9 protein-coding genes and 1 pseudogene are annotated in these 15101 nt (G+C 53.5%); 6 read left to right on the forward strand and 4 right to left on the reverse strand.

Going from position 1 to position 15101, the window contains the following annotated elements:
* Positions 1-2327 precede the first annotated feature (2327 nt).
* From bglX to FYJ73_RS12460, 4 genes are all read right to left on the reverse strand, one after another.
* Positions 2328-4586, reverse strand: coding sequence for a beta-glucosidase BglX (bglX, locus tag FYJ73_RS12445; RefSeq protein ID WP_206081771.1), 2259 nt, complete (start codon positions 4584-4586; stop codon positions 2328-2330).
* Positions 4587-4623: 37 nt separating this feature from the next.
* A complete protein-coding gene (locus tag FYJ73_RS12450) occupies positions 4624-4791 on the reverse strand; it encodes a hypothetical protein (RefSeq protein WP_154535050.1) in 168 nt (55 codons plus the stop codon).
* A 113-nt stretch (positions 4792-4904) separates the two neighbouring features.
* Entirely contained in the window at positions 4905-8018 is a 3114-nt protein-coding gene (locus FYJ73_RS12455) for an efflux RND transporter permease subunit (protein WP_154535051.1), read from the reverse strand.
* Positions 8019-8051: 33 nt separating this feature from the next.
* Entirely contained in the window at positions 8052-9119 is a 1068-nt protein-coding gene (locus FYJ73_RS12460; RefSeq protein ID WP_206081772.1) for an efflux RND transporter periplasmic adaptor subunit, read from the reverse strand.
* A 131-nt stretch (positions 9120-9250) separates the two neighbouring features.
* On the opposite strand from FYJ73_RS12460, the gene FYJ73_RS12465 reads away from it, so the two are divergent.
* From FYJ73_RS12465 to trpB, 6 genes and pseudogenes are all read left to right on the forward strand, one after another.
* Positions 9251-9493, forward strand: coding sequence for a DUF6377 domain-containing protein (locus tag FYJ73_RS12465; RefSeq protein ID WP_206081773.1), 243 nt, complete (start codon positions 9251-9253; stop codon positions 9491-9493).
* Between the two features lie 283 nt (positions 9494-9776).
* Positions 9777-10775: an anthranilate phosphoribosyltransferase gene (gene trpD / locus FYJ73_RS12470; protein ID WP_336509608.1), complete on the forward strand. Its 999-nt coding sequence runs from the start codon at positions 9777-9779 to the stop codon at positions 10773-10775.
* 94 nt (positions 10776-10869) lie between these two features.
* On the forward strand, positions 10870-11676 hold the full coding sequence (gene trpC / locus FYJ73_RS12475) for an indole-3-glycerol phosphate synthase TrpC (protein WP_154535054.1): 807 nt from the start codon (positions 10870-10872) through the stop codon (positions 11674-11676).
* Between the two features lie 24 nt (positions 11677-11700).
* A pseudogene (locus FYJ73_RS12480) lies at positions 11701-12615 on the forward strand (phosphoribosylanthranilate isomerase); the annotation flags it as partial.
* Positions 12616-13093: 478 nt separating this feature from the next.
* Complete coding sequence (trpA, locus tag FYJ73_RS12485) at positions 13094-13861, forward strand: tryptophan synthase subunit alpha (RefSeq protein WP_336509610.1); 768 nt, start codon at positions 13094-13096, stop codon at positions 13859-13861.
* Entirely contained in the window at positions 13862-15073 is a 1212-nt protein-coding gene (gene trpB / locus FYJ73_RS12490) for a tryptophan synthase subunit beta (protein ID WP_419471153.1), read from the forward strand.
* Positions 15074-15101: the final 28 nt, after the last annotated feature.

A 15101-nucleotide genomic window follows, 5' to 3' on the forward strand; every position in this document is an offset into this window, starting at 1 on the left:
TCCGGTGGTCAACTTTTCCTTACAACAACAAAGGTAAAAATTAACCATGAAACTAAAGGTATAAACCTTTAAAATATTCACACTGCAAAGATAAAGTAGGGGCGGGGGTTATCCCCGCCCTAACCCCCTTGCCGGTAATCATTCTCCCCCCGTGCCATCTGTTTATATATCTTTTGCGGGGTTAGGGCGGGGTTAAACCCCGCCCCTACGTTCTTCACCGCCTGCCGCACCGTTAACGGGGTAATACCACCCTAGCGCTATGCACTATCTTTCGGCCGCAGAATTTTATGCCCAAGGGGCAATTTTACGCGTTAGCGATTTTCGTCATGGGCAGGCTTGACACCAAAGGTGTGGGGCTAAAACTATGGGGTAGGCGGCGAGCTTGCTCGCAAGACTACCCCATAGCTTTAGACCCATTGCTCCTTGGGGAGCATAAGCATGACCATGATTTTCTTTTCTCTTTTCCGTTTGAAAATGTCAAAGCGATAATGGCAGCATAAAGATTTATATTTCCTCTCACTATGATTCCACGGAAAATATCCAGTGCGTCACGGGTAGAGATCTCTGTGTTCTCTGTGTGAGAATATTACAGACAAGGGGGTTAGGGCGGGGATGAACCCCGCCCCTACATTCTCACCGCACCATTAACAGAGCAATACCATAAACACGATGTTAATGTCATCCACCGTATGGGCGGGGTGTATCCCCGCCCTAACCCCCTTGTCGGTAATTATTTCATTCCCCCCTGCCGCATATTTTTGATATGTTTTGCGGGGTTAGGGCGGGGATGAACCCCGCCCCTACGTTCTCACCGCCTGCCGCACCGTTAACGGGGTAATACCACCCAACCCCGCCCTACGCAGTTGCGAGGCAGATGGTGATTGTTGGGAAAACTGACAAAAAAAAGGTCCTGAGAAGACGATTCTCGTCAACAAACGTCCAGTCGCCCGTGATTTCGCGATTTTCGTGCGATTTTCTTAAGCCACTGATGCACAGCAAGATACGCAAAACACTTAGTTTGCGTACCAACAAAAAAGGTGCTTTGACATTGTCAAAGCACCTTTTTTCGTGATCATCTCAGTGGTTTTATGCTGTCATCTCAGTTGTTTCATCAAGTCATCTCAGTTGTTTCATCAAGTCATCTCAGTGAGATGACACGAAGAAACAACCGAGATGACCACGCCACCGGTACTTTTTCCCCTTCCAAGGCTTGTTTTTGTCTATTCCTAACCTTGTTTTTTTTCTAGAACGCACAATAATTCCAACACACTTTTGTCAAATAATAATTATTGTTACACCTGACTTCATCACATCTTTGGTTGGATGAAGTGTCATCATTGATTATCAGTTAGTTATAAGCTTATTTCTGCAATTGATGGTGACGCAATTACGAATTATGGAATGATACCCCTCCTTAACAGCCCGGCAGACAGTCAATGTCTTTGTCCTGACTCATATTGCCTTGCCATCTCCAGATGATACGAAAAAAGAAAATCATGTACAGGCTCCTGCTTTCGTCATTGGGACACCCAAGTTCCAAGATTGGTGACTATATCGACCCACTCATATGTTTTGCGGGGTTAGGGCGGGGATAAACCCCGCCCCTACGGTGGATGACATTAACATCGTTTTTATGGTATTGCCCTGTTAACGGTGCGGTGGGGCCGTAGGGGCGGGGTTCATCCCCGCCCTAACCCCCTTGTCTGTAATATTCTCACACAGAGAACACAGAGATCTCTACCCGTGACGCACTGGATATTTTCCGTGGAATCATAGTGAGAGAAAATATAAATCTTTATGCTGTCATTATCGCTTTGGCATTTTCAAACGGAAAAGAGAAAAGAAAATCATGGTCATGCTTATGCTCCCCAAGGAGCAATGGGTCTAAAGCTATGGGGTAGTCTTGCGAGCAAGCTCGCCGCCTACCCCATAGCTTTAGCCCCACACCTTTGGTGTCAAGCATGCCCATGACGAAAATCGCTAACGCGTAAAATTGCCCCTTGGGCATAAAATCCTGCGGCCGAAAGATAGTCCATAGCGTCTTGAAAGTCTGCTATGCTGCTTGTGTTCTGTTGGGCGGTATCATATTTTATGCGCTCTGCGCAATTTTACGCGATAGCGATTTTCGTCACGGGCAGGCTTTGTCCCTTTGTAGGGGGTGGTGCTGAGGTGACGGGGGCAGCCGACGAGCTTGCTCGTAAGGCTGTCCCCCATCACCTCAGCACCATAGCTCCATGGGGAGCTAAAGTCTGTACGCGACTATTTTCCAAAAACTTATTCTCGATTCAGGATGACGCATTGACGAAGTCAGGAAATAATAATTATTGTTACAGCTTGAGCGTCGACTTCTTCAACGCATTGTCGCTGCTGTTGGGTCCCACCATGATGTCGTAGTCGCCCGCGTCGAGGATATCGCGTCCGTTGCCGTCCTTATACTTCAGCATGTCGGATGTGACCGTGAAGTCGATGCGCCGGCTCTCACCGGCCTTGAGATGCACACGGCGGAAGCCTTTGAGCTCCTTCACCGGACGTGCGATCTGTGCGGCAGGATGGTGGATATAAAGTTGTACCACCTCATCGCCGTCACGCTTGCCAGTGTTGGTCACCGTCACGGAAGCCGTCACGCTGCCATCGCGGGCAATGCGGTCAGCACTCAGCTCCACGTCGCCGTAGCTGAAGGTGGTGTAGCTCAATCCATAGCCAAAGGGATAGAGCGGGTCGTTGCGCACGTCGATATAGTTGCTCTGAAACTTATAGTATTTCTTCGCGCCCTCAGCCACGGGGCGTCCCGTGCGGAGATGGTTGTAATAAAGCGGTATCTGGCCCATACACTGCGGCAAGGTCGTCACGAGTCGCCCCGTGGGCACCTTATCACCAAAGAGCACGTCGCAGATGGCATCAGCGGCCTCCGAACCACCAAACCATACATTGAGGATGGCCTGGCAGTGCTCGCTCTCCCATTTCAGAATCGTAGGACGGCCCGAGAAGTTCAGCAGCACGACGGGCTTGCCCATGGCGCAGAGCTGACGCAAGAGCCGCATCTGGGCATCCGGCAGATTGAGGTCGGCGCGTGAGGAGCTCTCGCCGCTCATCTCGGTCATCTCTCCCATGGCACAGACGATGACGTCGGCCTGACGAGCGGCTGCCAAGGCTTCCTGCTCAGCCAGCCTGCTGTCCACACGCGGGATGGGACGGCCGAAGGAGCAGTTGGCTTGTGTGGCCGAGTCGTCGTAGATGTTGCAGCCCTGGGCATAGACCACCCGGGCCTTGCCGGCAACAGCACGCTCCATGGCTTCTTTCAATGTGGCGTAGAGCTCGGGCTTGTCGGCTGTCGACCAACTGCCGACCATGTTCGACCGGTCATTGGCGAGCGGGCCGATGAGGGCGATGGTACCCTCACGCTTGAGTGGAAGGATGTCTCCCTCGTTTTTCAACAGCACGAAGGTCTCGGCTGCCATGTCGCGGGCGAGCGAACGGTGCTCGGGGGTGTAGAGCGCTGTCTTAGCCCGCTTGCTATTGAGGAAACGGTAAGGATTCTGAAAGAGCCCTAATTTGTATTTTGCCTCCAACACGCGGCGGCAAGCCTGGTCGACATCTGCCTCGCTGACTTTTCCTTCCTTCACGAGTTGCAGCAGATGGGTGCTGTAAGCATTGGAGCACATGTCCATGTCGGTGCCTGCCTTCAGTGCCTCTGCCGAGCAGGTGGCGAGATCGCCCATGCCGTGAACGACCATCTCGCTGATCGAACCGTAGTCGGTCACCAGGAAGCCGTCGAAGCCCCACTGCCGGCGCAGCACGTCGTTGAGGAGCCAGGGGTTGGCGGTGGCGGGGATGCCGTCGACAAGATTGAAGGAAGACATCACCGAACCGACCCCCGCACGCACAGCCGCCTCGTAGGGCGGGAAGTACTGGTTGTACATTCTGACGTGGCTCATATCCACGGTGTTGTAATCTCGTCCGGCCTCCACGGCACCGTAGAGCGCGTAGTGCTTCAGACAGGCCATGGCGTTCTCGGGTCCATAGTTGCCCTGAAGTCCCTCAACCATCACCTTGGCGATGGCACTGCCAAGAAACGGATCCTCACCGGAGCCTTCAGCGATGCGGCCCCACCGCGGATCGAGGGCGATGTCGACCATCGGGCTGTAGACCCAGTCGATGCCTTGAGAGGTGCACTCACGGGCAGCCATCTCCGCACCACGGCGGATCGCGGTGGTGTCCCAGCTGCACGCCTGTGCCAAGGGAATGGGCAGCACGGTCTGGAAGCCATGGATGACATCAAAACCGAAAAGCAGGGGGATGCCCAGGCGGCTCTTCTTCACGGCGATCTGCTGCAAGGCTTTGATCTTCACCGGATCGCGCAGGCTCAACACAGCGCCCAGCTTGCCCTCAGCCGTCAGCCGCGCCAGCGGACTGTCCATCTCCTTGCCGGTGACGATGTCTCCGCCCGGCAGAAGGTTGAGCTGTCCGATCTTCTCCTCCAGCGTCATGCGGCTCATGAGCTGGGAAACAAAGGTGTCCATGGCATTGTCGGCTCTGCCGGCCAGCGCCACGGCACAAAGAAAGAAAGCAACGAATAGTTTTCTCATATGAATAAGGTATGTTACTTCAAGATAAACGATCTTTTCAACACAATATTGTCTGAGGCATTGCCCACAAGTGCCGTAAATTCGCCTTGCGTGCCTTGGCGACGGCATTGGCGATGAGTTGTTGGCGCGAGCGGCTGTCCGTCAGATCCTGCCCGGTCGTCACACCATTATAGGCGAAGACAAAGCGCTTCAGGCGACTTTTCATGTCTACACCGGGGAAAATTCCGCAAATGACAAAACTCTGAGGAACTTATTGTTCCTCAGAGACTTATTAAAAAGATTAACAACAAACTATGCACTTAGTTGCGGAATTAAGGTTTATGCTTTCATCATCTCCACGTCTCTTGCGAGCTTCACCTTCGGGTCTTCCATGAACCGCCAGTAGGCGACAGGCATGACGGTGAGGATGAAGAACATCGTAAAGATGGTACCGAGGAAGATGACGGCGGCCATAGGCATCCACAGCGAACTGCCGCCTAAGAGCATCGGCACCACGCCCACCGAGGCACAAGCCGAAGTGAGGAAGATTGGGCGCATGCGCTCCTTCGCAGCTTCAAGGATACTGTCATGCATCGACATATTCTTCGTATTGTAGAGCTCGTGGGCATAGTCGAAGAGGATGATACCGTTTCGTACAAGCACACCCATGAGCGACACGAAGCCAAGGATACACGTCAGACTCACATCAATGCCTGTCATCCAGATGCCCACCGAGGCACCGAAGATACAGAGCGCCAGACTTCCGAGCATGATGAACGACTCACGCACATTGCGGAAATGCCATATCAAGACAAAGAAGATGATGCACACGGCAATGATCAGCGCCGCGACAATATTCGGGATCTGCTCCGTATCCGTCTCATACTGACCGCCATAGCTCACCTGTACGCCTTCGGGGAGATGCATCGACGCCACTTCCTTCATGATCGATGCGTTCATGTGCTCCACATTGTATTGCGGATCTACCTCCGCCACAACCGATATTGTACGCAGACCATTGCGGTGCACGATCTGCCCATATTCCATTTTATTCTCCACCGTCGCTATCTCACGAAGCGGTACGGAGCGGAGCCCGCCGAGCACAGGCATCTGCTCGTTGAGCAAGTCGTTGACCGACGACGAATCGCTATGCAGCGATTTGATGACGGTCTTCACACTGAAGTCGCCGTCCCACATCTGTGCCACGGGGAGACCGGAGGAATAGCGCAGGGCAAGGTTCATCTGTACATAAGCATTCGTCAGTCCGAGCCGGTCGGCAGCATCCTCATTGAGCTTGATGCGCGTCGTAGCCAACGGCTCACGCCAGTCGGTACGCACGAGCTCCAGACCGTCCCGAAGACGCAGCCTATGCTCGATACTGTCTGCTGCCGTGTTCAGTGCCGTGAAATCGTCGCCCGTGATACGCACCTCTATCGGGTTCTCTTCCTTACTGTAAGAAAGATGCTTGATCTTCACGATACCCTCCGGGAAATAGTTTGTGAAGCGTTTCTTGCACTCCGCCACAATCTTCTCCGTGGCGTCATTGCTCTTGGTATTGACAATGAACTGTGCGAAGTTATCTCCCGGGATCTGCGGTGCGTAAGTCGTCTGGAATCGGGGCGAGGACATGCCATGGAAGTTGGCCACCGACACCACACCCGGGATGCGCCGGATCATGTGCTCCAACGAGTCGGTGAGCACATTCGTACCCTTCACCGTGGTACCCGTAGGCATGAACACCTCCACGGCGAACTGGTCACGCTGGGCGATAGGCATGAGCTTCTGAGGCAACAGGGCAAAGACGAGGCATCCGATGACGATGCTCGCAATCCCTGCGCCCAAGGTCACCCGCCAGTGGGCAAAGCATTTCTCGATGGCTTTGTTATAGAAGCGCTGCATGACATCGAGGAGGTTGAAGGCTTTCTTGCCGTTCACCGTCACCCCCGTCTCGATAGGCTTGCGGATCGCAAAATACATCAGGATAGGCAGCAGTGTCTGCGCGATGATCATACTCACGAAGAGCACGATAGAAATAGCCCACGGGAACATCTTCAGGAAGTCGTGCATCACACCCGTCATCGTGATGAGGAACGGGAAGAAGGTGATAGAGATACACAGCGTCGCCGAGAAGATACTCTTGAGGAAGTGGTTCGTCGCCTCTACGGCCGCCGCCCATCGGTGCATGCCCGCGGCGAGGTTGTTGACATAACCGTCGATAATCACGATAGAATCGTCGACAATCATTCCCAATGTCATGATGAGCGCCGCAAGGGTCACGGTGTTCAGCTCCAAGTCGAAGATATAGAACAGTCCGAGGGAGATGAAAATCGTTATCGGCATAGTGGCTGCTGCTACGGCTGCCACCTGCCGCGGCATGATGAGCACAACGACAAGCAACACGGAGCAGATAGCGATGAGCAGCTCACGCAGGAAGTCATAGATAGAATCGTCTACAACTTGCTTCTGATCGGTGATCTTACTGATATGTACGTCTGCCGGCAGGTCTGCCTTGATATGCTCGAGCTTCTTGTTGATCGCCGATCCCATCGTAGAGATATTCGTGCCCTCCTTGTTGGTCACGGAGAGCAGCAACGCCTTCGTACCGTTCACGGTGACATACTTCGTCAGGTCAGGGTATTCAATCTTCACCGTGGCTACATCCTTCAGGCGCACGGTCTTTCCGCGCGGGTCGGTGTAGATGACCGCATTCTCTACATCGTAGATGGTGTTCAGACTCTCATCGACATGGATCGGACTGCGATAGAACCGGTTGCCCACATTGCCGCCCGTACTCGTGAAACCCTTTCCTGCCAGTTCCTGCGCCACAGCAATATAAGAGATGCCATACTTAGACAGACGCGTGGCATCGAGGTAGATATCGATTTGCGGGTTCTGCTCTCCTGTGAGACTCATCTTTCCTACAGAGGGTATCATGCGGAGCGAATCCTGCATGATCATCATATAGCGCCACAGCTCACGGTAGGTCTTGTCCTTACTCTCCAAGGAGATAAGCTCCGAAGAAACGTCGCCGAAGTCGTCCTGCACGCGCACGGCAAGCACGCCTACTGGAAGACTGGAACTCTTGAAGGTCTGCACACCATGTTTGAACTTCGACCAGAACTCATCCTTGTCCTCGATGTTCTCATTGAGTTCCACAACAATGATCGACATACCATCGCGCGAATAGCTCACGGTCTTCTCCTTCAACACCTCTTTATAAGAGAAGATGTAACGCTCCAATGGCTTCGTCACCTGTTGCTCCACTTCCTCCGAGGTCGCACCCGGATAGACCGCTGCTACGATGCCCTCGCGCACGGTGTAATCGGGGAACTCATTCTTATTGATATTCACCAGTCCATAAACGCCGAGTGCCACAAGGCACGTCACCAACAGAATGACGATCTGCCGGTAATACAAGCATATCTCCTGGAATGATCTGTGTTTCTTCTGCATACTCGATACCTTCTACCTAATCGGCAACAACATCTACTTGATAATCTCACACCGTGTACCTTCCGATACCTTCTGCTGACCTTCTACGATGAGCTGGTCGCCGGGCTCCAGACCACCGTTCACACGTATGCCCTGGGAGGTATCGTCGAGGAAGTTGATATATCGTTTTGTAGCCCGTCCGTTCTTCACGATCCACACAAACATCCTGTTGTCGGGGTTGATCTGTACCACCTTGGCCGGCACGAAGACGCTCATCTGTCCCCGGGAGAAACGAGAGTAGACCTGGCAGATCATACCTGGCAAGAGCTTATGGTCGGGATTGTTGACGAGCAGTTTGACATCATACGTACGGCTCAAGGGGTCTGCAGTGACACCTTTCTCTATCACCTTGCCATAGAATGTAGCGCTCCCAATGGCATCGCAGCATATCATCATCTCCTCGCCACGCTGCATCTGGTTCACCTCGTCCTCCGGCACGGAGATAGAAATCTTCACCCGGTCGATATGCACGAGCTTTGCCACCATCACACCCGGCAGCACATTCTGCCCCACGTCGGCAGCCTTCTCTGAGATATATCCACTGACCGGCGCCGTCAGACGGGTATCGCCTGTACCTTTGCGGGCTATCGTCTCCAAGGCTGCTGCCGAAGCCACAGCCTCACGCGCCTCAGCAAGCGCCGTCTGGGCCTGTACCCATTTGGAATCGGAGATGACGCCCGACTGATGCAACCCTTTCGAGCGTTTATAGGTATCCAGCGCCTGACGATAAGCCTGACGAGCCTGCTGGGTCACGGCATGCGCCGACTGCAAGGCACCGGTCTGACCTGTGGCATTGATCGTAGCCACAAGCTGTCCGCGACTCACCATCTGACCCTGATCCACAGCCATCGTCTGCACAGTACCCGCCACGGGGAAGCTCAGGCTCACGCCACTCTCCTCCTCTACAGTGCCACTGTAGGCATTCTCACCGTTGACCTGAACGGCACCTATCTCCTGTACTTTCACTCTCACGGGTTTCTGGACGGAACTCGCCTGTTTGCCTCCACAACTACTCAGCACCACAAGTAGTGTCGTCAAGAAAGAATAGCCTATTCTTCTCATAATATAATAAAAATGGTGTGATTTCATGTTTATTTTTGCAAAGCTACTAAAATTTAATGAGGAATTGCCAATTATTATGCTAAATTTATATTAATTTTATTACGCCTCAACTTATAGTTTTTTAACAAAGCTTGCCTCCCAATGCCCAACTGAACGTAGAGAAAGACGGACAGCTCAGCACGTCCATTCGTATCTTTGCCCTCATCCGTCTCGGCATCAACGACAGTTCCAAGATCGCAGAGTTCCTGCACTATAGCGTCAACACCATATATAATTATCGCGCGCGCGTGAAGAAGGGAGCTAAAGGCGATAAGGATGACTTTGAGGAAAAGGTAAAGATGATCGGTATAAATGTTAAAAATGCAACGAATTGATATTTTTACACTCAAAACGTTTGCAGTTTAAAGGAAAACTTGTATCTTTGCACCCGAAATATAAAAACAACAAGAAAGATGAAGAATCACGTATCTGCATATTGGTGGTGGCGTAGCTCAAGATCTAAAAAGTCGTGAGTCGAGAAGCCGTGTGGGTACTACATCCAACAAAATACAAAAGGCCTGTCGTTCTTACGACAGGCCTTTTTTAATGTTGATGGATAGGGAAAAGCAACAAAGATAAACAAGAAATATAACAATTAAAAAATATACGCTTATGGATATCAAGGCTATTTTCAACCGTCTCCTCAACCATGAGGAGCTGCAACGTGAAGAGACAAAGGAACTGCTCATCGCCATCACGCACGGTGAGCTCAACGACGCAGAGATCGCTGCCCTGCTGACCGCCATACAGATGCGCGGCATCAGCGTGGAGGAGCTCTTAGGTTTCCGCGACGGCATCCTCGCCACGGGCGTGCCCGTACCCTTGGACTGTGACCGCTACATCGACGTGGTGGGTACCGGCGGCGATCGCAAGAACACGTTCAACATCTCCACGACAGCCTGCTTCGTCATCGCCGGTGCCGGTTACAAAGTGGCCAAACACGGCAACTATGCCGCCACAAGCGTCAGCGGCGCGTCGAACGTTATCAAGAACCACGGCGTGAACTTCACCGCTGATCTCGATAAGCTCAACCGCTCCATCAACGAGTGCGGCATCGTCTATCTCCATGCGCAGCTCTTCGCCAAGGCCATGAAGTTCGTCGGTGCCATCCGCAAGGCCCTGCCCTTCCCGACATTCTTCAACCTCCTCGGCCCGATCATCAACCCGTCGAAACCGCAGTGCCAGCTGCTCGGCGTGGCCAACCTCGACCAGATGCGCCTCTATCAGCAGGTTTACCAAAAGATCGGTATCGACTACGGCATCGTCAACAGCATCGACGGATATGACGAGATCTCGCTCACAGGACCATTTAAGGTGACCACTGCCGACTATGAGCGCATCTTCAAACCCGCTGAACTGGGCTTCGACATCGCCAAACCGGAGGAGATACAGGCGGGTGCCACTGAGGAAGAGGCTAAGGCGATCTTCGACAACGTACTGGCCAACACAGCACTGCCCGCACAGAAAAACATCGTGCTCGCCAACGCTGCCTTCGGCATACAAGTCTATGAGAAAGGCAAGAAAACGATTGAGGAGTGCATAGACATCGCACGCGAGAGCATCGACAGTGGCAAGGCACTCAACACCTTCAAGAAGTTTGTGGAACTCAACTCGTAAAGGGGGGAAGCCCCTCTCTAACTCCCCCCAAGGGGGGAGGACCACAATACCGACGAGGACGAATGGGGAGAAACTTGTAGAAAAACAGAATAACATGGATATATTAGAAGAAATCGTAGCCCACAAAGTGGAGGAACTGCAGGAGCGGATGGACTTCATCCCGCCCCGCCGCCTCTATTCGCTCGTGGAGGAACAGATCAAGAAGGAGACCAGCGCACCGGCTTCTATGCGTCAGGCTCTCATGGACTCACCAACGGGCATCATCGCTGAGTTTAAACGCAAGTCGCCCAGCAAAGGATGGATCAAGCAGGAAGGCAAGGCTTCGGTCATCCCCCTGAGCTATCAGCAACGCGGAGCTGCCGCGCTGAGTATCCTCACCGACACGAAATTCTTCGGTGGCTACGACGAGTATATCCAGCAGGCCAGGGCAGCCGGTGTGACGATACCTATATTATATAAGAACTTTGTCATCGACGAATACCAGCTCTTCCAAGCCCGCTACTGCGGTGCTTCTGCCGTACTGCTCATCGCTGCCTGCCTGGAAAAGGACAAATGCCGCGACCTCCTGCACATGGCACACGAACTCGGACTGGAGGCTCTGCTGGAGATGCACGGCGAGGAGGACTTTGAATACGCCGACATAGAGCCGGACATGTACGGCATCAACAACCGCAACCTCGGTACTTTCGTCACCGACGTGAACAACAGCTTCCGTCTCGCCGAGCGTCTGCCGAAAGGTGTGTGCACGGTGAGCGAGAGTGGTATCGGCGATCCCGACACCATCCGACAGCTGCGCGAGGTAGGCTTCCACGGCTTCCTCATGGGCGAACACTTCATGAAAGCAGACGATCCCGGCGAGCAACTGGCAAGACTGATACGAATGTTGAGTGTTGAAAGATGAATGTTGAATGAAGGCCATAGCGTTATGAACTATCAATTGATCAAGGTTTGTGGCATGCGCGACGCGCAGAACATCCGCGAGGTGGCGGCCTTAGGCGTGAACCTTATCGGTCTGATCTTCTACCCCAAGAGTCCGCGATATGTCGAGAGCATCTCGTTGGATGCGGGGATCTTTCCGGATTATAGTAGCCTCACCCCCGCTCCCCTCTACAGCCTCACCCCCAAACCCCTCTCCAAAGGAGAGGGGAGTGAAAGCCTCACCCCCTATCCCCTCTCCAAAGGAGAGGGGAGTGATATGCTGGATAAACAATTGAAAGAGGAAGAAACGAAAGGAGAGACACGCAATAAACAGCCAGTATCGGCACAGTTAAAGTCAACGCAATCCAAGGCCCCGGCCCCGTTTAACAAAGTAACTACTCCCCTCTCCCTCGGAGAGGGGCAAGGGGGTGAGGCAGCAATTCCAAAATTCGTCGGCGTCTTCGTCGACGACATGCCTCAGAACATTGTCACCGCCGTGAGCAACTATCATCTGAGCTACGTGCAACTCCACGGTGATGAGAGTCCCGTGATGATCGACAACCTGCGGCGGACACTCGTTCCCGACATCGTACCACAGATCAAGATCATCAAGGCCATCAGCGTATCCAGTGCTGAGGACTTGAAACGTTGCGAGCCATACGAGGGGCATGTCGACCTCTTTCTCTTCGACACGAAATGCAAAGGCTATGGTGGCAGCGGACAGAAATACGACTGGTCGGTTCTTGAGGCTTACACGGGGCAGACGCCTTTCCTGCTCAGCGGTGGTATTGGACCGGATGACATTGACCGACTGCGTGACTTCCACCATCCACAATGCATCGGCATAGACCTCAACAGCAAGTTCGAGACGACTCCGGGAATGAAAGACGTGGAAATGCTCAAGAAGTTCATCAACAACCTCACCCCCAACCCCTCTCCAACAGCCTCACCCCCTTGCCCCTCTCCGAGGGAGAGGGGAGTGATATGCCAGATAAACAATAAGAAGCCTCACCCCCCAACCCCTCTCCAAGGGAGAGGGGAGTGATATGTTAGATAAACAATAAGAAGCCTCACCCCCAACCCCTCTCCAAAGGGAGAGGGGAGTGATATGAAGGATAAACAATAAAAAGAACACAATAACAAAAGCAAAAACAATAAAGATTAAAGATATGGAAGACAAAGAAAGAAAACTAAGAGAGAAACACATAACGTCCGCAGAGCATTCTACTCCCCTCTCCCTCGGAGAGGGGCATGGGGGTGAGGCTGCACCCGCAGTGCATTCTACTCCCCTCTCCCTCGGAGAGGGGATAGGGGGTGAGGCTGCACCCGCAGAGCATTCTACTCCCCTCGCCTTTGGAGAGGGGCAAGGGGGTGAGGCTGCAAGGGGTGAGGCTAATAAGATCAACCTACTCTTTTCTACCCGTGGCGACCGCAAGTTGCTGTCGCTCTATTTCTGCGCCGGCTGCCCGACATTGGAGGGAACGGCCGACGTGATCCTCGCCATGCAGCGTCATGGCATCGACATGATCGAGGTGGGCATTCCCTTCAGCGACCCACTGGCCGACGGCCCGGTGATTCAGAGTGCGGGCACAGTAGCCTTGAAGAATGGTACTACGCTCAAGAAGATCTTCGCGCAACTGAAAGCCATCAAAGACCAGGTCACCATCCCACTGGTGATGATGGGCTATCTCAATGTCATCATGCACTATGGCTTGGAGGACTTCTTCCGTAGCTGTGTGGAGAGCGGTGCCAGCGGGTGTATCATCCCCGACCTGCCCTTCAAGGACTACATGGATGTGGTGAAGCCCATCGCTGACAAATACGACATCCGTGTGATCATGATGATCACACCCGAAACCAGTGAGGAGCGCATCCGCTTCATCGATGAGCACACCGACGGCTTTATATATATGGTGTCTTCGGCAAACATCACGGGCGCACAGTCTAACTTCGGCGAGGCCAAGCAGGCTTATTTCCGTCATATCAACTCCATGAATCTCCACAACCCGCGCATGATCGGCTTCGGCATCAGCAACAAGCAGACCTTAGAGAGCGCACAGCAGAATGCCGCCGGTGCCATCATCGGCTCGAAGTTCGTCACGCTGCTCAACGAGACAAAAGACCCGGACCGCGCCCTTGACCTATTGTTTGACGCTTTAAAGAAATAAATGATGAAAGATTTGACCAACCCAACAAAGGATGGCTTCTTCGGCCAGTTTGGCGGAGCCTATGTCCCAGAGATATTATATAAATGTGTACACGACCTGCAAGATGCTTACTTGCCGATCATCGAGAGCGAGGAGTTTAAGCAGGAGTTCCGCACGCTGCTGCGCGACTACGCCGGCCGCCCCTCACCACTCTACTACGCCAAGCGCATGAGCGAGCGCTATGGCTGCCAGCTCTATCTCAAGCGCGAGGACCTCAACCACACGGGAGCGCACAAGATCAATAACGCCATCGGACAGATACTCCTCGCCCGCAAGATGGGCAAGACACGCATCATCGCTGAGACCGGCGCCGGTCAGCACGGTGTGGCAACAGCCACGGTCTGCGCGCTCTTCGGCATGGACTGTGAGATCTTCATGGGTAAGACCGACGTGGAGCGACAGCATCCCAACGTGGAGCGCATGAAGATGCTTGGCGCAAAGGTGCATCCGGTGACCACCGGCAACATGACGCTCTCCGATGCTTGCTCGGAAGCGATCCGTGACTGGTGCTGCCATCCCGAGGATACCTTCTACCTCGTCGGTTCCACGATGGGCCCGCACCCCTACCCCGACATCGTGGCGAAGATGCAGAGCGTCATCAGCGAAGAGATCAAGTGGCAACTACAGGAGAAGATCGGACGTGACTATCCCGACTATCTCATCGCCTGCGTGGGCGGTGGCAGCAACGCCGCCGGAACTATCTATCACTATGTCGACGATGACCGCGTGAAGATTGTGCTTGCCGAAGCAGGCGGCCACGGTATCGACACCGACTACACGGCAGCCACCATGCACTGTGGCACCGAGGGCATCATCCACGGTGCACGCACGCTGGTGATGCAGACCGACGACGGACAGATCAAGGAGGCATTCACCATCTCGGCCGGTCTCGACTACCCGGGCATCGGACCCATGCACGCCTATCTCGCACAGCAGGGACGCGAAAAGGTGCTCGCCATCAACGACGACGAGGCGATCTATGCCGGTTATGAGCTCACACGCACCGAGGGCATCATACCCGCCATCGAGAGCGCACACGCTGTCGCTGCCCTCCGCAAACTGTCCTTCAAACCCTCCGACGTGGTGGTGCTCACCGTCAGCGGACGTGGCGACAAGGACATGAACACTTATCTCACTCACAAAGACATGGCGAAAGAATATGGAAAGTTTTAAAAAAGCCTCACCCCCTTACCCCTCTCCA

This window comes from Hallella mizrahii (genome assembly GCF_009695775.1).
Classification (GTDB): domain Bacteria; phylum Bacteroidota; class Bacteroidia; order Bacteroidales; family Bacteroidaceae; genus Prevotella; species Prevotella mizrahii.